Annotated in this window: 12 protein-coding genes; 8 read left to right on the top strand and 4 right to left on the bottom strand. The window is 73.3% G+C overall.

What is annotated here, in order from left to right; all coding sequences use genetic code 11:
- Nucleotides 1-2 precede the first annotated feature (2 nt).
- The 7 genes from ABZ725_RS15070 (at nt 3) to ABZ725_RS15100 (ending at nt 9,655) form a co-directional block, all read left to right on the top strand.
- On the top strand, nt 3-920 hold the full coding sequence (locus tag ABZ725_RS15070; RefSeq protein WP_358803117.1) for an NAD(P)-dependent oxidoreductase: 918 nt from the start codon (nt 3-5) through the stop codon (nt 918-920).
- Nucleotides 917-2,797, top strand: coding sequence for an FAD/NAD(P)-binding protein (locus ABZ725_RS15075; protein ID WP_358803118.1), 1,881 nt, complete (start codon nt 917-919; stop codon nt 2,795-2,797). Before ABZ725_RS15070 ends, ABZ725_RS15075 begins: the two co-directional genes overlap by 4 nt.
- A gap of 70 nt (nt 2,798-2,867) precedes the next feature.
- Nucleotides 2,868-4,304, top strand: coding sequence for an adenylosuccinate lyase family protein (locus tag ABZ725_RS15080; protein WP_358803119.1), 1,437 nt, complete (start codon nt 2,868-2,870; stop codon nt 4,302-4,304).
- On the top strand, nt 4,301-5,896 hold the full coding sequence (locus ABZ725_RS15085) for an MFS transporter (RefSeq protein ID WP_358803120.1): 1,596 nt from the start codon (nt 4,301-4,303) through the stop codon (nt 5,894-5,896). The genes ABZ725_RS15080 and ABZ725_RS15085 overlap by 4 nt, the downstream gene beginning before the upstream one ends.
- 1 nt (nt 5,897) lies before the next feature.
- Nucleotides 5,898-6,626, top strand: a complete 729-nt coding sequence (gene fabG / locus ABZ725_RS15090) for a 3-oxoacyl-ACP reductase FabG (protein ID WP_358803121.1) — start codon at nt 5,898-5,900, stop codon at nt 6,624-6,626.
- A gap of 235 nt (nt 6,627-6,861) precedes the next feature.
- Nucleotides 6,862-8,466: an FUSC family protein gene (locus tag ABZ725_RS15095; RefSeq protein WP_358803122.1), complete on the top strand. Its 1,605-nt coding sequence runs from the start codon at nt 6,862-6,864 to the stop codon at nt 8,464-8,466.
- A 142-nt stretch (nt 8,467-8,608) separates the two neighbouring features.
- Nucleotides 8,609-9,655: a lactonase family protein gene (locus ABZ725_RS15100; protein WP_358803123.1), complete on the top strand. Its 1,047-nt coding sequence runs from the start codon at nt 8,609-8,611 to the stop codon at nt 9,653-9,655.
- 100 nt (nt 9,656-9,755) lie between these two features.
- Here ABZ725_RS15100 and ABZ725_RS15105 read toward each other — a convergent pair whose 3' ends face one another.
- Nucleotides 9,756-10,679, bottom strand: a complete 924-nt coding sequence (locus tag ABZ725_RS15105) for a hypothetical protein (protein ID WP_351912887.1) — start codon at nt 10,677-10,679, stop codon at nt 9,756-9,758.
- A gap of 208 nt (nt 10,680-10,887) precedes the next feature.
- Nucleotides 10,888-11,874 (bottom strand): BadF/BadG/BcrA/BcrD ATPase family protein, encoded by a 987-nt coding sequence (locus tag ABZ725_RS15110; RefSeq protein WP_358803124.1) that lies wholly within the window; start codon nt 11,872-11,874, stop codon nt 10,888-10,890.
- 155 nt (nt 11,875-12,029) lie between these two features.
- Between ABZ725_RS15110 and ABZ725_RS15115 the strand changes: the two genes are divergently transcribed.
- Nucleotides 12,030-12,707 carry a uracil-DNA glycosylase gene (locus ABZ725_RS15115; RefSeq protein ID WP_358803125.1) on the top strand — a complete coding sequence of 226 codons (678 nt, stop codon included), beginning with the start codon at nt 12,030-12,032 and terminating at the stop codon, nt 12,705-12,707.
- A gap of 85 nt (nt 12,708-12,792) precedes the next feature.
- Here ABZ725_RS15115 and ABZ725_RS15120 read toward each other — a convergent pair whose 3' ends face one another.
- Both ABZ725_RS15120 and ABZ725_RS15125 read right to left on the bottom strand, forming a co-directional pair.
- On the bottom strand, nt 12,793-23,553 hold the full coding sequence (locus ABZ725_RS15120; RefSeq protein WP_358803126.1) for an amino acid adenylation domain-containing protein: 10,761 nt from the start codon (nt 23,551-23,553) through the stop codon (nt 12,793-12,795).
- A 101-nt stretch (nt 23,554-23,654) separates the two neighbouring features.
- Entirely contained in the window at nt 23,655-24,956 is a 1,302-nt protein-coding gene (locus ABZ725_RS15125) for a valine--pyruvate transaminase (RefSeq protein WP_358803127.1), read from the bottom strand.
- Nucleotides 24,957-25,200: the final 244 nt, after the last annotated feature.

A 25,200-nucleotide genomic window follows, 5' to 3' on the forward strand; every position in this document is an offset into this window, starting at 1 on the left:
CCGTGCGGATACTCGTCGCAGGGGCCACCGGAGTGGTCGGACGTCCGCTGGTCGGCGCGCTGCGGGCCCGCGGCCACGAGGTGAGCGCGCTGGTGCGGGAGGAGTCGCGGGCCCCGGACGCGGACCGGGTCGTGGTCGCCGACGCCCTCGACCGCGAGGCGGTCGTGTCGGCGGTCTCGGCCGCCCGGCCGGAGGTGGTCGTCCACCAGCTGTCGGCGTTGCGGCTGCTGCGCGACGACCCTCCGGAGGCCTTCGCGCGGACGGCGCGGCTGCGCACCGAGGGCACCGCCCACCTGGTCGAGGCGGCCCGCGCGGCCGGCGCCCGGCGACTGGTCGCGCAGTCCATCGCCTTCGCCGCCGCCCCCGTCGGGCCCGCCGTCCTCGACGAGGACGCGCCGCTGTACGAGGACGCCCCGGATCCGGGCTGGGCCGCCACCGTGCGGGCCGTCGCCGAGCTGGAGCGGCTGGTGTCGAACAGCGAGGACCTGGGCGGCCTGGTGCTGCGGTACGGCACGCTGTACGGCCCCGGCACCGCGTACGCGCGGGACGGCGGGACCGGGCAGCGGGTGCTGGCCGGGAAGCTCCCGCTGCCCGAGGGCGGGGCCGGGATCACCTCGTTCCTGCACGTCGAGGACGCCGTGGGGGCGGCGGTCGCGGCCGTCGAGTCGGCGGCCACCGGCGTCTTCCACCTCGCGGACGACGAACCGGCCCCGGCCGCGCAGTGGCTGCCGCAGTACGCCCGTGCGCTCGGCGCCCCGCCCCCGCGCACGATCCCGGCGGCGATGGCGCCCCGGCTGCTCGGCTGGTTCATGGCCCACCAGCTCACCGCGGCACGCGGGGCGGCGGCCGACCGGGCCCGGTCGGCGCTGGGCTGGAAGCCGCTGCGGCCGAGCTGGCGTGACGGGCTGGGCCAGGAATGACCCACCCCGTCGGCGCCCTCTCGGTGTGCGTGATCGGGGCCGGTCCGCGCGGGTTGTCGGTCCTGGAACGGATCTGTGCCAACGCCGCGGGCACCGGCCGGCCGGTCGCGGTGCACCTCGTCGACCCCTACCCGCCCGGTCCGGGCGCGGTGTGGCGCACCGACCAGCCGGGCGAGCTGCTGATGAACACGGTCGCCTCCCAGGTGACCCTGTTCACCGACGACAGCGTGGCCTGCGCCGGGCCGTCCGTGCCGGGGCCCAGCCTCTACGAATGGGCGCGCACGATCGGGCAGCGCGTCGGCGACCACCCGGACCGGGTCCTGGACGAGGCGCGGCGGCTCGGCCCGGACACCTACCCGACCCGGGCCTTCCACGGCCACTACCTGGAGTGGGTCTTCCAGCACCTGTTACGCACCGCACCCGAGGAGGTGACGGTCCACCCGCACCGCTCGACGGCGGTCGCGCTGGACGACACGCCCGACGGACGGCAGACGGTCACCCTGGCGGACGGCGGCCGACTGACCGGGGCGGACGCCGTGGTGCTGGCCCTCGGCCACGGGGAGCTGACCCCCGACCAGGAAGAACTGGCACTGGCCGACTTCGCCGACCGGCACGGCGCGACCTATGTCGGTCCCGCCAATCCGGCCGACGCCCGGCTGAGCGGGATCGCGTCGGGCACGCCCGTCGCCCTGCGCGGCCTCGGGCTCAACTTCTTCGACCACCTGGCGCTGCTGACCGAGGGCCGCGGCGGCACGTTCAAGGAGAGCGAGACCGGCCTCGTCTACCTCCCGAGCGGCAACGAGCCGGTGCTGTACGCCGGTTCACGGCGCGGGGTGCCCTACCACGCCCGGGGCGAGAACGAGAAGGGCGCGCTCGGCCGCCACCACCCCCGCTTCCTCACGGCCGAAGTCATCGCCGGGCTGCGGCGACGGGCGGACGACGGGCGTCCCGTCGCCTTCCGCGACGCGCTCTGGCCGCTGATCGACCGTGAGGTGCGCACCGTCTACTACGAGGCGTGGATCCGCGCCGCCCACGGGACCTGGGCCGCCGAGGAGTTCGTCCGGTCCACGCTCGCCGGCCGGTGCCCGGAGGAGCTGCTGCTGGACCGGTACGCGGTGCCGGCCGGCGAGCGCTGGGACTGGCGGCGCATCGAGCGCCCCTACGGCGAGCGGACCTTCGCCGGCCGCGACGAGTTCCGGCACTGGCTGCTGGAGTATCTGCGGCGGGACCTCGCCGAGGCCCGGCTGGGCAATGTGAGCGGGCCGCTGAAGGCCGCCCTGGACGCCCTGCGGGACCTGCGCAACGAGATCAGGCTCGTCGTCGACCACGGCGGGGTCCCCGGCGACTCCTACCGCGCCGAACTCGACGGCTGGTACACGCCGTTGAACGCCTTCACCTCGATCGGCCCGCCCGCCTTCCGCATCGAGCAGCTGATCGCGCTGATCGAGGCCGGGACGCTCCACCTCCTCGGCCCGGGGATGCGGGTACGGCCGTCGGCGCGCGCGGGCGGGTTCCTCGTGGACGCGGAACTGGTCGCCGAGCCACCGGTGTTCGTCGGCACGCTGATCGAGGCCCGGCTGCCCGCCGTCGACGTACGGCGCAGCGCGAACCCCCTGCTGACCGGGCTGCTGGCGGCCGGCGCCTGCGGCCCCTACCGGCTGGGGGACCACGAGACGGGCGGACTGGCCGTGACCGGCGGCGCGGCCCGGCTGGTCGACGCGGCGGGCCGGGCCCACCCGCGCCGCTTCGCGTTCGGCGTGCCGACGGAAGGGGTGCGCTGGGTGACGGCGGTCGGCGTCAGACCCGGCGTCGGCTCGGTGACGCTGGAGGACTCGGACGCGATCGCACGGGCCGCGCTGCTGCTCCCGGAAGCATAAGTGCCCATGTTCAGCAAGGTTTTGACGAGACATCAGATACGAGACATCAGCTACGAGACGTAGGGAGTCGATGAGCGTGAACGTGCTGTCCGCGGGTACCGACGCGGGCCTGCTCGCCCCCACCTGGGCGGACACGCCGGTCGCGGCCGAGGTGACCGACGAGGCATGGCTGCAGGCCATGCTGGACGTCGAAGTGGCGCTCGCCCGGGCCCAGTTCGCCGTCGGGCTCACCCCGGCCGCCGCGGTGGAGACGATTCGCACGGCGGCCCGCGAGGACCGGCTGGACCCGGTCGCCCTGGCCCGGGCGGCACGGGCCACGGCCAACCCGGTGGTCGCACTCGTCGCCGCCTTCACCGAGGCGGTCGCCGCCCGGGACCCGGCCGCCGCCGAGTATGTGCACCGCGGCTCCACCAGCCAGGACATCCTCGACTCGGCGGCCATGCTGATCGCCCGCCGGGCGCTCGGCCTGATCGCCACCGACCTGGACCGCGTCCGCGCCGCCCTCGCCGCGCTGGCCGACACCCACCGCCACACCGTGCTGGCCGGACGCACCCTGACCCAGCACGCGGTGCCCACGACCTTCGGCCTCAAGGCGGCCGGCTGGCTCCACTCGGTCGGCGACGCCCTGGCCCGTGTACGGGCCGTCGCATCCACCCTCCCGGCCCAGCTCGGCGGCGCGGCGGGCACCCTCGCCGCATACGGCGAGTACGCGGTGCTGGACGGCGGCAGGGCCGAGAACGCGGTGGAGCTGCTGCGGCCGTTCGCGCAGGCGCTGGGGCTGGCCGAACCGGTGCTCCCGTGGCACACCGCGCGCACGCCCGTCGCTGACCTGGGCGCCGTGCTCCAACAGGTCACCGGGGCGCTCGGGAAGTTCGCGCTCGATGTGCAGACGCTGTCGCGCACCGAGATCGGCGAGCTGTCCGAGCCGGCGGCGGCCGGACGCGGGGGCTCGTCGGCGATGCCGCAGAAGCGCAACCCCGCGCTCGCCACACTGATCGTGTCGGCCGCCCGTCAGGTACCCGCCCACGCCCTCGTCCTGGCCCAGTGCATGCTCGCCGAGGACGAGCGGCCCGCCGGGGCCTGGCACGCCGAGTGGCAGCCGCTGCGGGAGGCGCTGCGGCTGGCGGGCGGGGCCGCGCACACCGCCGTGGAACTCGCCGAGGGGCTGGTCGTGCATCCGGAGCGGATGCTCGCCAACCTCGAACTGACCGGCGGTGCGATCGTCGCCGAACGGCTGACGGTGGCCCTGGCCCCCGCACTCGGCAAGGCACGGGCGAAGCAGGTGCTGACCGCCGCCACGGCCGGGGCGGACAGCAGCGGCCGCCCGCTCGCCGACGTGCTCTCGGGCCGTCCCGAACTGATCGCCCGCCTCACCCCGGACCGATTGACGGAACTCCTCGACCCGGCCCGGTACACGGGCGCGGCCGACGCGCTCGTCGAGCGCGCGCTGCGCACCTACGGGAACGCCGACGGCATCCGCCCGACAGCGGACGGGGGCACCCGATGAGCGCCGTGAGCCGCACCGAGGAGACCACGAAAGCGGCGGCGACTCCCCGGTCCTGGCCCGTCCTGGTGGTCGTCGTCTGCGCCCAGATGCTGATCTGGCTGGACACCTCGATCCTCAACGTGGCGGTCACCACGCTGGCCGACCCGGACCGGGGACTCGGCGCGACCCCCGCCGAGCTGGAGTGGGTCGCGAGCGCCTACACCCTGGTGTTCGCCGGCACCCTGTTCGCCGGCGGCGCGCTCGCCGACCGCTTCGGCCCGCGGGCCACCCTCTTCGCCGGACTCGCCCTGTTCGGCGTCGCCTCCGGGGTCGGCGCGTTCGCCGGGAGCGCGGGCCGGCTGATCGTGGCGCGCGCCTTCATGGGCGCGGGCAGTGCGCTGCTGATGCCCGCGACCCTGTCGGTCATCGTGCAGAGCACCCCGCCGGAGAGACGCACCCGGGCCATCGCGATCTGGAGCTCCTCCAGCGCCCTGGGCGTGGCCGTCGGCCCGGTCGCGGGCGGGGCCCTGCTCAGCCACTTCTGGTGGGGTTCGGTCTTCCTGGTCAACGTGCCGATCGTGGCCCTGTGCCTGGCCGGGGTGGTGGCCGTGGTGCCCGCGCTGAAGGGCCCGGTGCGCAGGGTGCTCGATCTGCCCGGCCTCGCGCTGTCGGTCCTCGGCCTCGGCGGTGTCGTCTACGGCATCATCGAGCTCGGCAACGGCCGCAGCTGGCACGGGGCACACGTCCTGCTGCCCCTCGTCCTGGGCGGTGCGCTGCTCACGGCCTTCGTCGCCGGCCAGCGCAGATCCCCGGCGCCCAGCCTGGACCTGCGGCTCTTCCGGCAGCCCGGGTTCACGGCCGGGAGCGTGGTGCTGCTGATCGCGTTCCTGGCCCTGGCCGGGCATCTGTTCTACGCGGCCTTCTACCTCCAGGGGCCCCGCGGGCTCTCCCCGGCCGACGCCGGAACCGTGATGATCTCCGCCGCGGTCGGCATCCTCCTGGGCAGCCAGGCCTCCCCGGCGCTGAGCAGACTGCTGTCGGCCCGCTGGACGGTCGCGGCCGGAGTCCTCGTCACGGCCGCCACGTACGTCGGCTATCTGTGGTTCGACGGACGGACCCCCATCCCGGTCGTCGTCGCGCTGCTGTGGGTCCAGGGCTTCGGCATGGGCCTGGTCGGCACACCGGTCACGGCCGTGATGATGAGCGCGGTGCCCGCACAGCTCGCGGGCGCCGGATCGGCCGTCAACAGCGTCACCCGGCAGGTCGGCGGGACGCTCGGGGTGGCCATGGCCGGCTCGATCCTCTCCGGGGTGTACCGGGAGCGCATGGCGGACGCCACGCTGCCCACGGCTGCACAGGGGCTGTCGCCCGGCGCCGCGGAACGGGCCCGGACCTCGGCCGAGGCGGCGCGCTCGCTGGCCGGTTCGCTGCGGCTGCCGGAGCTGGCCGCCACCGCCGACCGCGCCTTCCTCGACGCGATGTACGCGGCCACCTTCTGGATCGCGGTCCTGGCCTTCGTCGGGTTCGTCGTGGCCGCCGTGGGGCTGCGCCCACGCAAGACCGGCGGCGCAAGCGTCGACAGTGGCAGTGGCAGTGGCAGCGGAGAGCGGTGACATGGCGGGGACCAGGCAGGACAGGGCGGCCCGGTCGGTCTTCGTGACCGGCGGGAACCGGGGCATCGGGCTGGCCGTGGCCCGCCGCTTCGCGGCCGCGGGAGACCGGGTCACGGTCACCTGCCGCGGCGACGGGCCGCCCCCGGGCGAGGACCTCCTCGCCGTGCGGTGCGACGTGACGGACGGCCGGCAGGTGGACCAGGCCTTCAAGGAGGCCGAGGCCGCCCACGGTCCGGTCACGGTCCTGGTCGCCAACGCCGGCGTCACCGGCGACCGGCTGCTGGTACGGATGAGCGAGGAGGACTTCACCTCCGTGATCGACGCCAACCTCACCGGAGCCTTCCGGGTCGTCCGGCGCGCGATGCGCGGGATGCTCGGGCAGGGCCATGGCCGGATCGTGCTGATGTCCTCCACCGCGGCACTGCACGGGGCCGCCGGGCAGACCAACTACGCGGCGGCGAAGGCGGGGCTGGTCGGATTCGCCCGCTCACTGACCCATGAACTCGGCGCCCGGGACATCACCTGCAATGTGGTGGCCCCCGGACTGACCGAGACGGACATGAGCCGTGCGCTCACCGAGGAACAGCGCCGGAACCTGCTCGGCCGGACCCCGGCGGGCCGCCCGGCCCACCCGGACGAGGTCGCCGACGCGGTCGTGTTCCTGGCCGGCGCCGGTTATGTGCGCGGCGCCGTCATCCCGGTCGACGGAGGCGCCGGACTGGGTCACTGAACCGAGTGGGCCGTTGGTCGGCCGACGGCGAGGGAAGTCCCGCCCGGAGTGGGCCATTGGCCCAGTGCTTTCCTCGCCTGTTGAACCACCAGCCCTCCGGATGCTGAGATGTCCCCATCGATGGCGCTGCGGACTCCGCGGCGCCTTTCTCATGTCGTGCGGCATGCCAGGTCAGGTCATGCCAGGTCAGGGTGCGTCGTCGCGGCGCGCCGAGGTGGGGAAAGGGCGGGGCAGCTTGCTGAAGAGGGCGTTCGTCGCACCGGATCCAGGGCGCGCGCGGCTGCGGTTCGCCTCCCGGGCGGTGCTCGGCATCGGGCTCGCCGTCGCCCTGTGCGGGCTGGCCGGGCATTCGCTGACGGCCGCCGTCACCGGCGGTCTGGCCGCACTGCTCGCCCTGTTCACGGTGACCGACCCGACGGTGCGCGGGCAGGCCGTCACGACCGCGCTGCTCCCCGTCGTCGGGCTGCCGGTGCTCGCTCTCGCAGCTGTCCTGCACGACACGCCCGTCGCCCGTGACCTGGCCTTCCTCGCCGTCGTCGGGGCCGGGGCGTACGCGCGGCGCTGGGGGCCGCGCGGGCACTCGCTCGGCGTGTTCGCGTTCATGACCTTCTTCGCCGCCCAGTTCCTGCAGACCGTCCCCGCCCAGCTGCCGGAGCTGTACGCGGCGGTGCTGATGTCGCTGGGGGCGGCTTCGGCGGTGCGCTTCGGCCTGTGGTGCTACGAGCGCCGCTCGCCTGCGCCGGTGGCCGTCGCCGCGCCGACCGGCGGTACGGGCCTGGCGCGGATCACGACGCGGCAGGCGATGCAGGCGACCGTCGCGGCCGGGATCGCCCTCGTCGTCGGGCAGGCGCTGTCCGACCAGCGGTGGTACTGGGCGGTGGGCGCGACCTGGTGGGTGTTCGTGAACACCACCTCGCGCGGCGAGACGCTCGTCCGAGGGTTCCGGCGGTTCCTCGGGACCGTGATCGGGATTGTTCTGGGCCTGCTGGTGGCCGTCCCCCTGCACGGGGATCCGGTGGCGACCGCCGTGATCGTCGCGATCAGCGTCTTCGGGATCTTCTACTCCGCCGCCGTCTCCTACACGTGGATGATGCTCGCCGTCACGGTCATGGCCAGCGCCCTCTACGGCCTGCTCGGCCTGCTCGATCCGGCCCTGCTCGCCCTGCGGGTGACCGAGACCGCCGTCGGGGCGCTGGGAGCGGTGCCGGCGGTGCTGCTGGTGCTCCCGGTGACCACGCACTCCGTCACCGACGCCTGGGTGGAGCGGGCGCTGCGCTGTGTGCACGCCTGCACCGCCGAGGCCGCCGCCCGGCTCGCCGGCTCCCCGACGGCGGACCCGGCCCGGCGCGTGATCGAGCTGGAGCAGATCCTCGCCCGGGTCCGGCTGTCGCTGGCGCCGCTGGTGCATCCGCTGAGCCCGCTGCGGGCGCGCGGGGCCCGGGCCCGGCACGTGCTCGCGCTGCTCGACGACTGCGCCCGTGAGGTGCGCGCACTGGCCTCCGTAGCAGCGGACCCCGAGGCCTCGCACGACGCCCGCCTCGTCGCCGCCTGCCGACGGGTCGAGGCCGCGGTCGAGGCGCTCACCGCCCTACCGGCCGACGGACGGGCACGCCCCGCGCAGACCGCCGCCGAGCCCCCGCGCGCCGCTCCGGCCGAGCCGGCCCTGACCCATCCGCACGGTCTGACCCATCCTCACGGCCTGGCCCATCCGCCCGGTCTGGCCCCTCTGCATGGTCTGTCCCAGCCGCACGCCCTGTCCCATCTGCACGCCCTGGAACAGGCACTCCTCGAACTCGCCGTGCCCCTTCGTGGTTCCGTCCGGGTCCCGATGGGCGCCTGAGCGTCGCCTGCCGGTCGCCCGGGCGTCGCGAGCCCCGGCGGACGAGATCGCGTGCCTGGTCTAGACCGCTCGTGATCGACTGCTACCGTCACCCCGAGCAACAGCGTCAGCAGCGACAGCGGCGACCCGGGAGGGGACAGCGGTGGCAGACCTCGGCGGAAGGCGACGGCGGGCGTTCATCGGCTCGTTCACGGCGGCTGGAGGGCCCGGGATCGTGGCCGCCGCCGTGGACCCGGCCAATGGCGCACTGACCCCGTTGAGCAGCGTGAACGGCGTACCGGACCCCTCCTACCTGGCCCTGTCGGCCACCGGGGACACGCTGTACGCGGTCAGCGAGACGGCGGACGGCGCGGTGGCCGCCTACCGGGTCACGGGCGATGTGCCGGAACAGGCCGGACCGCCCGTGCCGGTGGACGGCAGCGGCCCCACCCACCTCGCCGTGTTCGACGGACACGTCCTCACCGCCAACTACGGCTCCGGCAGCGTCACCGCCGTCCCGGTCCTCGCCGACGGCACCCTCGCCCGCGTCGCCTCCGGCGTGCTGCGGCACACCGGCTCGGGCCCGCACACCCGGCGCCAGCAGGGCCCGCACGCCCACCAGGTGCAGCCCGACCCGAGCGCGCGCTGGGCGGTGAGCGTGGACCTGGGGACGGACTCCGTGCGGGTGTGCGCCCTGCGCGACGGCAGCCCCGTGCTGCACCGCGAGCACGCGCTGCGCCCCGGCTCGGGACCGCGCCACCTGGCCTTCCACCCGGGCGGCCGGTACGCCTACGTCGTCAACGAACTCACCCCGACGGTCACCGTCTGCCGCTGGGACGCCTCGGACGGCTCACTGAAGCCGCTGGCCGAGACCGCCGTCTTGCCCGGCGCACCGGCCGGGGACGCCTACCCCTCGGGCCTCGTCGTCTCGCCCGACGGCCGGTTCGCCTGGACGGCCACCCGCGGCGAGGACGTCCTGTCCGTGTTCGCCGTGGAGGACGGCGGGGAGACACTGCGGCTGGTCGGCACCGTGCCCTGCGCCGGGCACTGGCCGCGCGCCATCGCGGTCTCCGGGTCCGGCGACTTCCTCTACGTCGCGAACGAACGCTCCGGCGACGTCACCTGGTTCACCGTGGACCGGGCGACCGGACTGCCCCGCCGCGGCGGTTCGATCCCGGTCCCGGCGGCGTCCTGCGTGGTCCTCGGCTGAGCCCTGCCCACGCAGCGCGGCGGGCAGAGCCGACCACGCGAGGGGGCCCGCTCCTGATGGAGCGGGCCCCCTCGCGTGGTACGGCGTTGCGACGAACGCTTCAGCGGACCGGCGCGCCCTGCGGCTGCGGCGGGGCGATGCCGAGGGCGGTCGTGTACTTGGCCAGCGCGAGCTTGCCGATGGCCGGGTACGGGCCGAGCGCCTCGGCGGCGGCACAGCCGGCCTCCTTGGCGGCCTCGTGGACCAGCGTGGCGTCGATCTCCGGGCCGATCAGGTACGGCGCCAGCGCCAGCTGCTGCGAGCCCGACGACCGCAGCTGCTCGGCGACGGAGGCGATGGAGCCCTCCTGGTCGAGAGCCGCGGCCATCACCGGCACGGCGAGCCGCGCGGCGAGCAGCATGCCGGTGATCCCGGCGGCCTGCACGGCCTCCTCGCCGCCGACCGAGGCCAGGACGATGCCGTCCGCGGCCGTCGCCACGGTGAACAGCCGGGCGCGGTCCGCGCGGGCCAGACCGGCCTCGGACAGCCGCACGTGCAGCGCCTCGGCGAGCAGCGGGTGCGGGCCGAGCACATCGGTCAGCTCGGCCGCGATCCGGCTCTCCATGACGGCCTGGCGGACCTGGCGCAGCAGCGCGCCGTCGGGGCCGGCCAGCAGCGGCACGACGACGGCCACGGGGCCGTCGGGCTCCTTGACGTCCAGACCGGCGGCACGGGCCTGCTCGAAGCGGGCGGTGCGCTCTTCGGCGGCGTACGTGAGCACGGCCTGCAGGGTGGGGAACTCGGTGTCGTCCCCGTCGAGGTATCCGATGCGCGCGTCGAGGCCGGGAAGCTCGGAGCGGGCGATGCTCACGATCTCCTCGGCGAGGCCGCGCGTGGCGATGCTGGGCGTGCCCGGCACCGCGAGCACGAGCGCGGGCGCGCCCTCGGGAGCCGCCAAAGGCTCGGGTCGGCGGTGCCGCCCGGGCTGGCGAGGTCGCGGCATTCGTACTGGCAGGCCGGACGCGGGCCCAGTGGGGGAGCTCATGGCGACGCATGTTACTGGCTTCTTGGGCTCCCCTGTTCGGGGAGGGTGCACGTGAGCGGTATCCGTCCGGTTTTGTCTGATGAGTTACGTGCGGATCAGAAGTGATCAGAGTGTTTTCCGGGCGACTTGCCCTCGAAGGAGGTAATCCGAGGTAATCCCCCATTTGGACCATGACGTACGGCCCCTACGCGCGATGCATCACGATGCGTTACGCCTGCCGCACCACCGTCAGCAGCGAGTTCTCGCTCGGCAGCGTGAGCGTGTCCGTCGCCAGCGCGATGGCGATGCGCACGGCGCCGTCCAGCGGATCGCCCTCGGGCGGCACCCGCAGGGCATGCGGCAACCGTCTCGCGAGTTCCTCCTCCACGGGGTGGAGCAGTGGATCGCCGATGTGGAACAGGCCCCCGGTCAGTGCGATCCGGGACGCTCCGGCGGTCGGGCACACCGCGGCGGCCGACTCCGCGAGGTGCCGGGCCGCCGCGCGCAGGATGCCGGCGGCGACGGTGTCGTCCTGGGCGCACGCGGCCACCTGTGGCGCGAACGAGGCGAGGACGGCCGCCCGGTCCGGGCGGGGGTAGAGCTGACCGGGCAGCCCGGCCATCGGCCCGAACTGCTGTTCGGCGCTGACCAGGAGCGCAGCCGACCCGCCGGGACGCCCGTCGTGGGCGCGCAGCGCGGCTTCCAGCCCGGCCCGCCCGATCCACGCACCGCCCCCGCAGTCGCCCAGCAGATGGCCCCAGCCGTCCGCCCGCTGCCAAGCCGTCAGGTCGGTGCCGATGGCGATCAGGCCCGTGCCCGCCGCCACCACGGCACCAGGCCGGGACCCGAGCGCGCCCACGTAGGCGGTGACGGCGTCGGCCGCGAGCGCGGTCGTCCGGACGCCGAACTCCCGTGCCAGCGCGCCGGGAAGCTCGGCGCGCAGGGCCTCGCCCAGTGTGCCGAGCCCCGCCGCGCCCACGACGGCCGTGGTCGGCGGCGATGTTCCGGTCTCGGCCGTCAACGCCCTTACCAGAGGCGCCAGTTGTGCCATCAGCCGGTCCGGGTCGATGCCCCGCGCGCCGATGCCCACCGGCACCTGGGACGCACGCCGGGCGAGTGCGCCCCGCTCGACGGTTCCCAGCGCCACCCGCAGACCGGACCCGCCGGAGTCCACGGCGAGGATGCCGGAGCCGGGCTTGATCACTGGACGCGGCATCAGGCTCCCCTCCTGCCCGGTGACCGACTGCGCGCTCTGCCGGACCGGCTCGATGACCTCGATGAGGAGGAAGAGTAACGCCGAGGGCGGCGTCGGTGCGTGAGGGGCTTCCGCGTTGTGCGGGACCCCGGTGTGTGCCAGTAGGGTGACGCGCTGTGGCACCACGACCCTTGAATGAACTTGTCGAAGCCGGCTGGGCGAAGGCTCTTGAACCCGCGGGCGAACGTATCGCTGAGATGGGGCACTTCCTCCGGGCCGAGATAGCGGCCGGCCGGACCTACCTTCCGGCCGGGGAGAACGTCCTGCGGGCCTTCCAGCAGCCCTTCGACGACGTCCGCGTCCTGATCGTCGGCCAGGATCCCTACCCCACGCCGGGAATGGCCATCGGGTTGAGTTTCGCAGTCTCGCCCGAGGTGCGTTCCTTGCCGGGCAGTCTGGAGAACATCTTCCGGGAGATGCACTCCGACCTCGGACTGCCCAGGCCGTCCAACGGGGACCTCACGCCATGGACCGAGCAGGGTGTGCTGCTGCTCAACAGGGCGTTGACGACGGCCCCCCGCAAGCCTGCGGCCCACCGGGGCAAGGGATGGGAGGAGGTCACGGATCAGGCCATCCGGGCGCTGGCCGCGCGCGGCAAACCGCTGGTGTCCATCCTGTGGGGGCGTGACGCGCGCAATCTGCGGCCGCTGCTGGGGGAACTTCCGGCGATCGAGTCGGCCCATCCCTCGCCGATGTCGGCGGACCGCGGTTTCTTCGGCTCACGGCCGTTCAGCAGGGCCAACGACCTGCTTGTCCGGCAGGGCTCCCAGCCGGTGGACTGGCGACTGCCGTAGGCCGGGGTGCGCGTGACAGCGAGGACGGCCATGTCGTCGTCCTGAGGAGCGTCAGGCGGAGAGAGACGATGTCCTCGCTGTCCCATCAGGGACCGAGCAGGCTCCGCAGGAGGCGCTCGGGCTCCTCGGTGGCGTCACGTAGGAGCGTGGTGAAGGCCTTGCCCCATGCCTCGACGGTGAGTTGGGCGAACAGGTCCGTGGAGTACTCGAAGGTGACGGTGATGGCGTCGTCCCCCGGTGCCAGGACGGCGTACAGCTCGTTGCGTGCCACCCCCGGCGTGGAGAGACCGCGCACCGAGGCCGACACCGACCGCAGGTCCAGAGCGGGCGGCGGTGTGGTGACCACCGTGAACAGCACGGTGGGGAACAACGAGTCCCCGGTCCCGGGCGAGACCAGCTCGACCACGTCGGTCAGCGGCAGTTCCTGGTGGTCGAGCACGGTGAAGAGCGTCGATCCCAGCTGCGCCACGAGGTCGGCGAACGTCGCCGCCTCGCCGAGCCGGGCGCGCAGCAGGACCGCGTCCCCCAACAGTCCGACCACGTCGGACCGCTCGCGGCGGGTGCGGTTGGCGCTGGACGCGGCCAGCACCACATCGGCGGGACCGCCGCACAAGCCGGCCGTCCAGGTGGCGAACGCCGCGGCCAGCACGGTGTACGGCGTCGTGCCCAGGCGGGTTGCGGTGTCCCGGACCCGCCCGGGTGTGTCTCCGTCGATGACCCAGGTGTGCAGGGCGCCCCGGCCGGAGAGCGTCCTGGGCCGCGGTCGGTCGTACGGCAACGCCGGACGCAGGGGGACGCCGTCGAGTTCGGTGCGCCAGAACCGCTCGAGCTCCGCTCTGCGCTCGTTGCCCAGCCCGTGTTCCGCACGTGCGCAGTCGGTGAACTGCACGGCGGGCGGGGCCGGTCGGCCGCCGACGCCCTGATGCCGGGCGTTGTACAGTTCCTGCAGCTCACGCCAGATGACGCCCATGGACCAGCCGTCGCAGACCGCGTGGTGGAACACGGTCACCAGCACCCAGTGATCCGGGCCGAGCTGCGCCAACCGGAAGCGGAACAGCGGTGCGCGGTCCATCGCCAGTGCACGGGAGGCGTGTTCCCGGCACCACCGCTCGACGAACCCGGGGTCGTCGGCGTGCGCGGTGAGAATGTCGACCGGCAGGTCCACGGGCACGTCGGCCAGCACCTCCACGAGGTACCGCCCATCGCGTCGTACGGCCCTGCTGCGCAGTGCGTGATGGCGCCCCACCAGATCCTCGAGGGCACCCGCCAGGTGTGGGAGATCGAGGTCGCCGTACAGGTCGATGCGGTGCCCGACGTTGTAGACCCCGGGGTTGGCGTGCTCGTGGTGCCGGTGCCACAGCCTGCGCAGCGTGGCGGTCATCGGCACGGTGTCCACCGTCGGCTCGGCGGGTACGGGACGTTCGTCGCGCCCCGCGACGCCACGGATCGTGGAGTCGAGAAAGAACTCGGCCATGGAGAGTTCGATGTCCAGACGGTCGTCCATACGGTTCAGCAGCCTGATCGCGCTCAGGGAGTGGCCGCCGAGTTCGAAGAAGGACCGGTTCACGGGCACCTGGCGCGCGCCGAGTTCGTCGCACCACAGTTCGTGCAGAGCTTTTTCGAGCGGGGTGGCGGGTTGCGACTCCGTCTCCGGGGCCTCGTCGGCGGGCTCGGGCGCGGGGAGCCGGTCCCGGTCCAGCTTGCCCGAGGCGTTGACCGGGAGCCGTTCCAGGCGTACCCACCGGCGCGGCACCAGGTGGTCGGGGAGTTCCGCGGTGAGCGCGGCGCGCAGCCCGCGGAGGTCGTCCTGCGGTGTCGCGGGGACCACGTAGGCGACGAGTTCCGCGTCGCCGTGCCGGTCGCGGCGGGACACCACGGCCGCGTCGCGGACGCCGGGCAGGGCGCTCAGCGCCCCTTGGACCTCGGTGGGTTCCACCCGGTGGCCCCGGATCTTGACCTGCTCGTCCGTGCGGCCGCAGTACTGGAGCGATCCGTCCGTGCGCCAGCGTCCGAGGTCCCCCGTCCGGTAGAGCACGCGCCCCGAGCCGTCGTCGAGGAAGGCTCCGGCCGTCTCCGCCGGCCGGGCGTGGTAGCCGTGCGCGACCGGCGCGCCGCCCACATGGATCTCGCCGACGGCTCCCGTGGGCACCTCCTGCCCGGCGCCGTCCAGCAGCAGGATCCGTGCTCCCGACACCGGCGTGCCGATCGGCGGCCACTCCGCACCGCCGGGGTCGACACGGTGCGACGTGACGATGACGGAGGTCTCCGTGGGCCCGTACTGGTTGTACAGCGCGCACCGTGGGTGCGCGGCGAGGAAGCGACGGAACGCGGGGGTGAGCTGCAGTGCCTCCCCGGCCGAGAACAGCTCTTGCAGGGAAGGCAGTCGAGGATCGGTCTCGACCAGGTACCGCAACGGGGTGCAGGGCATGAACATCCGCTGCACCCCGTGGCGGCGCACCGCCTCCGCGACAGCCGTGGGGTCGTGTCGCACCTCGTCGTCGATCAGCACGAGCGCCGCCCCGGATCCCAGCGTGGTGAAGATCTCCTGCACGCTGACATCGAACGCGGGCGAAGTCCATTGCAGGGTGCGCAGCGCGGGATGCCGGTCCAGCTGCCCCCGCACGAGATTGGCCGGGCCGCGGTGCGGCACGACGACTCCCTTGGGACGGCCGGTCGAGCCCGAGGTGTAGATGCAGTACGCGGGGTCCTCGGACCGCGCTCCGTCGACCGGGGGAGCTGCCGCGAGGACCTCGTCGACTTCGCCGACCTCGTCCACGAGCTGCACCGGCAGCCCTGCCGCAAGCTGCGGACAGCGCGCGAGGACGGCGTCGGAGGTCACCAGCACAACGGGGGCGCCGTCGTCGAGGAGCATGGCAAGCCGCGGGGTGGGCATGGCGGGGTCGAGAGGCAGATACGCGGCCCCGCTCTTGAGCACCCCCAGCAGGGCGGTGATCAGTTCCGGACCGCGTGGCAGCAGGAGCGCCACACGCTCCCCGCGCGCGGCGCCCCGGGTGCGCAACTGCCGGGCGAGCATGTTCGCGCGGGTGTCCAGCTCCTGATAGCCGACGGTCTCCTCACCGCTCACCAGGGCGACGGCGTCCGGTGTCCGCCGCACCTGCTGCTCGAACAGCCCGTGCAGGGTGTCCTCGACGGTGGGAAACGGCTCGTCCAGGCGTCCCAGCCTTGCCGAGGTCGTACGGTCGGCGCCGGACAGGGCGGTCAGTTCGCTCAGCGCCGCGCCGGGGGAGTCGAGCGCGCGGTGCAGCACCTGCTCCACGTAGTGCACGAAGCGGCGCACGACGGTCTCGTCGAAGAGGACCGTGTCGTACTCGACCATGAACCGCACGCCGTCGCGGTGGTGGGTCAGATAGATGCTGAGGTCGAACGGAGCGCGTGCGCTCGGCACGTCGAGCAGTGTGGCCGCGAGCCGGGGCGGGTCGAAGGTCACCTCGCCCTCGTTCTCGTACTCCACCATGACTTGGAAGAGCGGGTTGCGCCCCGGGTCCCGTTGCGGGTTGAGCTCCTCGACCAGTTCGTCGAAGGGGACGTCACGGTGTTCGTACGCCGCTGCGCTGGTGGCCCGTACCCGGTGCAGCAGCGTCGGGAAGTCCGGGTCGCCGGTGAGATCCAGGCGCAGGGGCACGGTGTCGAGGAAGAGACCGACGTGGTGTTCGCCGCCGACGGGGCGGGCGGCGACCGCGGTGCCGAGGACCACGTCGTGCTGACCGCTGAACCGGCTGAGCGCTGCTGCCACGGCGCTGGTCAGCGCCATGAACGGAGTCGCCCGGTGCGCTGCGGCGAATGCCCGTATCCCGTCGACGAGTTCGGCGTCCAGGTCATGGGTGAGGCCGGCTCCCGCGCCGGATCTGACCGGGGGACGGGGCCGGTCGGTGGGCAGGGTGAGGTCCGGGACGCCGGCGAGCTGACGCCGCCAGAAGTCGAGGGACGCGGCGGGATCGGGCAGGCGGACCGGCTGCGCTTCGGGCAGGGGCGGCGGCTCAGGAGCGTCGTGCTGGACAGAGCGGTAGAAGGCGGCGAGGTCGTGGACAAGCACCGCTGTGGAGGAGGAGTCGAAGACGATGTGGTGGGCCAGCAGGAAAAGCAGATGCCGGTCCTCGGACAGGCGCAGCAGCCGGGCCGTCAGCAGCGGCCCGCTGCGCAGGTCGAGGATTCGGCGCCCCTCGGTCCCGAGCGCGGCGCGCAGCGCCTCTTCCTCCGTCGCCCCGGTGTGGTCGTCGACCGGGCACTCGAGCTGTATCCGGTCGAGTGTCTCCTGGTACGGAATTCCGTCGGTGTCGCGGAACACGGTGCGCAGCGCCGGATGCCGGTCGACCACCCGCTGCAGCGCCCACCGCAGCGCCGGAACGCTCAGCGGGCCGTCCAGACGGATCGCCTTGGGCTCGTGGTACATGCCGGTCCCCGGATGCAGCTGCTCCAGGAACCAGATACGGCGCTGCGCGGGCGACAGCGGCATCCGCTTCGGCACGGGCGTCGCCTGCCCCTGCGCGCCGGGCCGCTCGCGGCGGCGGAGCCGGTCGAGCACCGGCAGCGCCGAGAGGACCTGCTTCTCCGGCACGCCGAAGTCCACGAAGCAGGCGATCTCGTCCGCTCCGGCATCCACCAGACGGCGTACGGTCCTGGCGGCGGTGTCCTCGTCGCCGATCAGAGCGCGTGAGGCGCAGTAGCGGTCATAGGCGCGTTCGAGCAGGAACTCGATGTCGTCCTCGGGGGTGTTGTCGAGGTCGACGGTGAAGCCGAGGCTGTTGGTGACCTGGTCGAAGAGGGACAGCGACGAACGCAGGTACGTCACGAACGGCCGGTACGCCTCGGCCCGCGCGCGGTCCGCGTCGTCACCGAGGTACGTGTGCACCAGCACCACCACCCGGCCCGCGGCGGGATCGAGTCCGTGTTCGGCGCGGGTGCGCCGGTACAACGCGACGTTCTCCGCCAGTTGTTCGACGGTCTGCGTCATCAGGTTGGTGACCACACCGAGGCCCTCGGCGGCTGCGCGGCGGTAGCTGTCGGGGTTGCCCACCACGGCGACGTACATGGGCGGTTGCCGCTGGACGGGGCGCGGGTGCAGCCGTATCTCCACGGGCTGACCGTCGCCCGCGGTCGTCGTCAGAGGCTGCCCCGACCAGAGCTGCCGTACGGTCGCCAGCTGCTCGTACATCACGTCGCGGTGCCGGCCGAAGTGCTGCGGGGCGAGCAGGAAGTCGGTGGCGTGCCAGCCACTCGCGAAACAGAGTCCCGCCCTGCCGCCGGAGATGTTGTCGACGACGGACCACTCCTCGGCGACCCTGACCGGATGGTGCAGCGGCAGGACGACCGAACCCGCGTGCAGCCGGATGCGGTGGGTACTGGCCGCGAGCGCGCCGGCGAGCACGGAGGGGTTGGGAAAGAGCGCGCCGAACGAATTGAAGTGGCGTTCCGGGAGCCAGAGGGCGTGGAAACCGTGCTCGTCCGCGAACTTGGAAGCCTTCATGATCAGCGAGTATTTGTCGCGGTCGGTGTCGTCGTCGGCGTCGGTGTCGTCGGGGTAGTCGCCGAAGAAGTACAGGCTGAAGTCGCATCCGCCGGCGGGCGCCGACTCGGGCTCGGGACCCGCTGGTACGGAGCGCCGCACAGGGATCGGCGTCGGCGTCGGGGCGGTGGCAGGCGCAGTGATCGGGGCGATGGCAGGCGCAGGGGTCGCGGACGTGGCGGTGAGCAGGTCGAGCTGGCGGGATATCACCCCGGTCACCTGGTCGACGAGATGCTCCGCGAGCTTCAGTTGCTGCCCGAACAGCTCGTTGAGTCCCGGGGGTGACTCGAGCGCTGGTGCCGGTGCCGGTGCTGGTCGCTGCTGCTGCTCGTCCGGCTCCGGCCCCGGCTCCGGCTCCGGCCCCGGCTTCGGATGCGGCGCTGTGGGGCCGGCCTCGTCCTGCCGTAGCTGCGCCAGACGTTCGGCCAGCCCGCGTGGGGTGTCGGCCGAGGAGAACAGTTCCCGGACGGGGATGCGTACGCCGTACCGGTGCTCGAGCTCCGTCGTCATGCCCATCAGGGCGAGCGAGTCCGCGCCGAGCTCGAAGAACGAGCTGTCGGGCGCGACGTCCGCCACCTCGCTGCCGAGCTTCCGAGCGGTCAGCCGCCTCACCTCGGCGAGCAGTTCGTCGGGTGCGGCGGGCTTCTCCGGAACAGCCGAAGGTCGCGCCCGATCCTCCGGGGCCTGCGCCGTCGGCACGGCCCGGGGCTCCACCCGCTGTCTGCGCAGCGGATGCCCTGGCAGCGGCACCCTGCCACCGACGCCGTTGACCACGCGCCAATCCAGCTGCGCCCCCCTGCGGTACAGCGAGCCCAGCGAAGTCAGGAGCCCCCGCACCTGGTCGGCTCCGTGCGCGCTCGTACCCTGCCCGCTCAGCCAGCGGCTCTCCGGCGCGCAGTGCCGTCCGAGACCGGTGAGGGTGGACCGGGCACCCATCTCCAGGAAGTCACCGACGCCTTCCGCCGCCGCGGCGGCCATGGCCAGATCGAATCGGACCGGCTGCCGCGCCTGGCGGCAGAGGTAGTCGGCGTCGAGGATCCAGCCCACGGGACGCGGCCTACCGTCGGCCGTGGTCACCAGGGGTGTGTGCAGCGGGCCGTAGGCGATTCGCTCGGCGTGGGAGCGGAAGTCGCGCAGCGCCGGTTCGACCGAGGCGGAGTGGAACGCCCTGGAGACGGACAGCGCCCGCCACCGCAGGCCCTCCAGGTCGAGCAGGCGCACCGCCTCCTCGACGGCCTGCGGCGAACCGGAGATCACCTGGGCGCACGGGCCGTTGACCGCGGCCAGTTCGGCGCCGGCGGCCCGCGCGATCCGCTGCGCATGGGGCTGTTCGGCGCGGACCGCGAGCATGCCGCCCGGTGGACAGGCCCGGTGCATCAGCCGCCCCCGCCATGCCGTGAGCCGCAGCCCGTCGTCGAGGGTGAGGGCGCCGCCCGCGAACAGAGCCGCGTACTCGCCGACGCTGTGGCCGAACAGCAGCGCGGGGCGGACCCCGGTGGTACGCCACACCTCGGCGAGCGCCGACTGGTGTGCGAACAGGGCGGCTTGGGCCGTCTCGGTGGGCCAGACCTCGTCCTCGGCGGCGGACTCGTCCAGCAGAAGGGGGAGCAGGGTGCCGCCGAACTCGTCGGCGTAGATCTCCTCGCATCGGTCGAGTGTCCGTCGGGCGGCTGCATAGGCGGTGTAGAGGCCGCTCGCCATGCCACGGCGTTCGCTGCCCTGTCCGGGGAAGACGAAGGCGAGCGGACCGAGAGGACCGTGCGGGGCGGGCTGTTGCTCGTCCAGCGCATCGGCGAGTTCCTCGGCCGTCCCGCCGACAGCCGTGGTCCGTGCCGTCCGGTGGGGCCTGCCGAGTGCCATGGTGGCTGCCACGTCCGCAGCCGCCGGCCGCTGCTGCCGCAGCCGGTCGCGAAGTCGGCCGGTGAGGTCGCCCAGGGACTGTGCGTCCCGGGCCGACACCGGGACGAGTACGGGCAGCTCGGGGACGCCCGCCGGGGAAGCGGGCTGTGGCGGAGGCTCCTCCAGCAGAACGTGGGCGTTGGTCCCGCCGACGCCGAGCGCGCTGACCCCGGCCCGGCGCGGCACACCGTCCTCAGCCGGCCACGGTCGCAGCTCGGTACCCAGCGTCAACGGGCCGTCCGCCAGGCGGAGGTCGGGGTTGGGACGGGTCAGATGCAGCGTCGGCACCAACGTGCGGTGTCGCAGCATGAGAACCGTCTTGATCAGACCGGCCATTCCGGCGCAGCTGTCGAGGTGTCCGATGTTCGGCTTCACCGAGCCGACGGTGCACAACGCCGTGCGCCGCGTGCCCTCGCCGAGAGCCCTGCCCAGCGCCTCCAGTTCCACCGGATCACCGAGGCGGGTGCCCGTCCCGTGCGCCTCCACGTACGAGATCGTGTCCGCGGGGACGTTCGCCCTGCGCAGCGCCTGACGCACCACCTCGACCTGACCGGCGACGCCGGGTGCGCTGAAACCGACCTTGCTCGCTCCGTCGTTGTTGACCGCGGAGCCCAGGATCACCGCATGGACGGTGTCGCCGTCGGCCAGCGCGCGGTCGAGCCGCTTGAGCAGCACGGCGGCCACGCCGTTGCCGCCGACGGTGCCGTCGGCCTCCGCGTCGAAGGCCCGGCAGCGCCCGGTGGGCGACAGGATGGACCCGGGATGGCTGCGGTAGCCGGTCTCCTGGGGAAGATGCACGGCCGCGGCGCCCGCCAGCGCCAGGTCGGCCTCACCGCTCAGCAGCGCCTGGACCGCGAGGTGCACGGCGACCAGCGAGGTGGAGCAGGCCGTCTGCACTCCGATGGCGGGGCCGGTGAGCCCGAGCCGGTAGGCGACCCGGGAGGCGAGGAAGTCGGGCTGCTGCCCGACGGCGCTCTGCAGGGCGGTGGCGGGGTCCGCCGTCCCGACGGGCACGCCGGTCGCCGGCGCCTGTTGATGGTCGTAGAGGTGCATGCCCGCACCTGCGTACACCCCGACCCTGGTGCCCGGTTCGGTCGCCGCGTAGCCGCCGTCCTCGAGCGCCTCGTGGCAGCACTCGAGGAACAGCCGGTGCGCGGGATGCGTGAGACGGGCCTCCTTGGGGCTCATCCCGAAGAAGTCCGCGTCGAACGCGTCGACGCCGTCGAGGACGCCGGCGACCGGCACCAGGTCGGGCGCGCGCCGCTGCTCCGGGGACAGGCCCGCAGCCGCGAGTTCGGCGTCGTCGAAGATCCGGACGCTGTCCACTCCGTCGCGCAGATTGGCCCAGAACTGCTCCACCGAGTCCGCGCCCGGGAAACGCAGCGACAGGCCGACGACCGCGATGCGCTGATCGGCGGTGTGCCCGGCGGCGGCGCCCGTGGTCGCGGGCTCTGCCCGTTGCCCGCGGGCGGCAGCCAGATGAGAGGCGAGCGCGGCGGCCGTGGGGTGTTCGAAGAACGCGGTCTGGGCGATCGTCGTCGAGATCCGCTGTTCCAGGCGGGACCGCAGGCGGGTGAGGAGCACAGAGGTCAGCCCGAGTTCGTAGAACGGCACATGCACCTCCACCGCCTGCCCCAGCACGGCGGCGATCTCCTCCGCCACCACCTGTGTCAGGCGTGCGGAGGACATGGCGTCCTGCGGGGCGGAGACGGTCCGCAGACCACCGGCGATCAGACGGTTCCGAAGCTCGGCACGGCGCACCTTTCCGGCGGGGGTCCTCGGGAACTCGCCGGGCGGTACGGGCAGGACCTGGGAGACGGTCAGGCGGAGCCGGGCGAACAGCGTCGCCTTCACCTCCCGGGCGATACGTGCGTCCTCGTCGGCGCCGCGGCTCACGAAGAACACCGCCGGCTCCTCCGTGCCGCTGTCCGGGTGCGGAATGCCGCAGGCGGCCACGTCCCCCTGTCGGACGCCGACGACGGCGGTGGCCGATGCCTCGACCTCGTGGCAGTAGACGTTGTGCCCGTTGAGGATGATCAGGTCCTTGCGCCGTCCGGTGATCACGACCTGCCCACCGTCGAGAAAGGCCAGGTCACCGGTGTCCAGCCAGTCCCGTCCGGCGGGGAAGGCCTCGGCGTCCGCCTCCGGGTCGTTCACGTAGCCGGGGGTGAGACGGGCGGGCGTGTGCACCTGGAGTCTGCCGATCCTCCCCGCGGGCGTCGGCTCTCCGCCGTCGTCCACGATGCGCAGGGTGACGCCGTGTGCGGGCGATCCGGCTGCGACGAAGGAGACGCAGTCGTCCTCCGGGGTCTGTGCGTCGGCCCGCACCAGGTCGCCGCTCAGGCTGCTCTTGAGCAGGCGGTGCACGGTGCCCGGCCGCCCCAGCCGCCCGTAGGTGACAGCCGTGACCGTCTCCGCCATCCCCCACGCCGGCACGACGTGATCCTCCCGGACACCGGACGCGGCGGTGGCGTCGAGGAAGCGGCGCAACACCGGCAGCACGATCTGCTCGCCGCCGCAGAGCAGCGACTTGAGGCCGGCGAGGTCTCGGGGCTTCTCCGGCCGCTCGGCGAGCGCGTCCGCGACGAGCCCGTAGGCGAAGGTCGGCGCCCAGCTGTGCTGGGCCCCGTGCTCGTCGAGGAGGTCCAGCCAGCGCAGCGGCTCGGCCAGGACCCGTTCGGTCGGTGCGTGAACGTTGGTGCATCCCACGAAGACCGCCAGCAGGTGGTACAGCAGGAACGCGCCGCTGTGATCGACCGGGAGCCAGTTCACCGTGGTGTCTTCCGGGCGTACGTCCAGGATCCGCCTGGTGCTTGCGGCGAAGTCCGCCAGACCGGCGTGGGTGAGCTGCGCCGCCTTGGGTACACCGGTGCTGCCGGAGGACAGCATCAGCAAGGCGACGTCGGACCCGGTCGGCCGGATGAGGTCGTCCGCGGGCGGCGCGCCCGGACAGTCCTGCGCGACCACGACCCGTAGTGCGGGAGCTGCGGTGGCCAGGGCTTCGGCTCCGGTCGCGTCACTGAGCACCAACGGCCGGTCCAGCACCGCACAGGCATGCAGTAGTCGTTCCAGCGCCGGAGAGCCCGGCACGGCCCGCTCCGCGATGGCCGCAGGCCGGGCGCCGCCGAGCACACAGGCCCAGAAGGCGGGGAAGAACTCGGCCAACGGCAGCCCGCACAGCACTACCGCGTCACCGGCGCGCAAGCCGCGCTCCCGTAGCCCGGTGAGCAGTCGGCGGGCCTGTAACAGCAGTTCGCGATAGGGCCGGGTGGTCGTGGAACCGTCCGGGGCGACGGTGACGACGGCCGCGCCGGAGGCCGAGTCCGCGGCACGCAGCAGGGCGTCCACGGCGCTGTGCGGGTCACCTTCGGTGCGCTCCGGCTCAGGCCCCCGGCAGAGAGCGTGCCCCTGTACGCGTTCCATGCGTGTCCCCTTCATCTTCACTCGTGGGCGACGGCGGCCGGGCGGCACCAGGGCGGCCGGCGGCGAACAGCAGCAGAACCAGCGCTCCGCACACCGCCCACTCACTCACCGGACCGGGGCGGCGGCGCACCGATCGCAGATGCCGCGTCACGCATCTCCCGCAGGACCTCGGCCACGCGGCGAACGCCCTCGGTGAGCACCTTCTCCTCGGTGCTGAGGCTGATGCGGAAGCACCGGGTCGCGTGCTCGCCCGGAGCGGCGGAGGAGAGTGGCTCCACGAAGAAGTGCCGTCCTGGCACGATGAACACGCGCCTGTCCTTCAGCCTGTTGTAGAGAGCGATGTCGTCGAACCACCCGTGGTTCACCCACAGCCAGCAGAACATTCCGCCGGCGCCGGAGTGCATCCGCCAGTCCATGTCCGGCGGCATCACTTCCGACAGCAGGTCCGCGACGAACTGCTTCTTCTCCCGGTAGTAGGGAGCGATCGCGTGGTGCGTGACGTGATCCAGCCGTCCGTCCCGCAGCGTGCGGGCGAGGGCGGCCTGGGGCAGTTGCGGGGCGTGCAGGACGGAGTTGGACATGAACGCCGCCAGAGCGTCGATGTACTCGGGGGCGCCGATCGCGAACCCGAGCCGCTCTCCGGGCAGTCCGGCCTTGGAGACGGAGAAGCAGTTGACCACGTTGTCGTGCAGCACCGGCTCGGTGTGCACCTCGGCGATCCTGGGGAACGGGGAGCCGTAGGCGTGATCAAGGAACAGCGGAACCTCACGTTCCGTCGCCACGGCGATGAGCGCGTCCAGGTCCGCCCGGTCCAGGGCGCGACCGGTGGGATTGCCCGGACTGGAGACCAGCAGCACGCCGATGTCCGACTGCCGTCTCAGACCTTCGATGTCCAGGGCGTACCGGAAGCGGTGGTCGCCCTGCTGCTCGATCCGGGGCGGTACCCCCGCAATGCCCCGCTCGTGCATGCACAGCCCCTGGTAGCCGGTGTAGTCCGGCACCATGGGAAGGACGATCTTCCGGTCGCCTCGTGCTCCGGGGCCCGCGAAGAGGGCGGCCGCGGCGAAGCACACCATCTGACTGCCCGGCCCGACGACCACGTTCTCCGGGCCGAGCCGCCAGCCGTACGTCCGGCGGAAGTAGTCGACCACGGCCTCGATCAGCACCTGACTGCCGCGTGACGGACCATAGCGGCAGCTGGTCTGCCCGAAGTCGTCGGCGAGTGACTCCGCCAGGGCGGCCCGCCACATGTCGTGTGCCTCGGGGATGGGAGCCGGGTTGCCCACGCCGAGGTTGAGCCACTCGTCCGCCGACGCACCCGCCGTACTGGCGGCGACGTCCTCCATGATGCCGCGCAGCCCGGAGACGCCGGCCATTCTCGTGCCGCTCAGCGACAACTGCATGTTCTTCTCCTCATCCTGAGCTGCGCAGACAGCACGGTGGCCAGGGACGGACCACGGGTATGGCCTCATGGGTGGTGGACGACCAACGCGGTGGCCGGTGTGCGCCGGCGGCCGGGAAGCGGTCCGGGCGGCGTTCACGAGCGCCCGTCAGCTCCCGTCAGCGGTCGGCCAGGCCTCGGCCCCGCGCTGTGGCGGCCGTGGTAGCCGCAGCAGGGCACAGTGGTCCCGTGGTGATGTCGGGTTC

Origin of the sequence: Streptomyces sp. NPDC006872 (assembly GCF_040635845.1) — a bacterium.
Lineage (GTDB): Bacteria > Actinomycetota > Actinomycetes > Streptomycetales > Streptomycetaceae > Streptomyces.

Excerpts from the sequence above, each read along its gene's own strand:
- ABZ725_RS15075 (WP_358803118.1), top strand. The coding sequence starts at position 917 with ATGACCCACCCCGTCGGCGCCCTCTCGGTGTGCGTGATCGGGGCCGGT.
- ABZ725_RS15080 (WP_358803119.1), top strand. The coding sequence starts at position 2,868 with ATGAGCGTGAACGTGCTGTCCGCGGGTACCGACGCGGGCCTGCTCGCC.
- ABZ725_RS15085 (WP_358803120.1), top strand. The coding sequence starts at position 4,301 with ATGAGCGCCGTGAGCCGCACCGAGGAGACCACGAAAGCGGCGGCGACT.
- fabG (WP_358803121.1), top strand. The coding sequence starts at position 5,898 with ATGGCGGGGACCAGGCAGGACAGGGCGGCCCGGTCGGTCTTCGTGACC.
- ABZ725_RS15105 (WP_351912887.1), bottom strand. The coding sequence starts at position 10,679 with ATGAGCTCCCCCACTGGGCCCGCGTCCGGCCTGCCAGTACGAATGCCG.
- ABZ725_RS15110 (WP_358803124.1), bottom strand. The coding sequence starts at position 11,874 with ATGCCGCGTCCAGTGATCAAGCCCGGCTCCGGCATCCTCGCCGTGGAC.
- ABZ725_RS15120 (WP_358803126.1), bottom strand. The coding sequence starts at position 23,553 with ATGGAACGCGTACAGGGGCACGCTCTCTGCCGGGGGCCTGAGCCGGAG.
- ABZ725_RS15125 (WP_358803127.1), bottom strand. The coding sequence starts at position 24,956 with ATGCAGTTGTCGCTGAGCGGCACGAGAATGGCCGGCGTCTCCGGGCTG.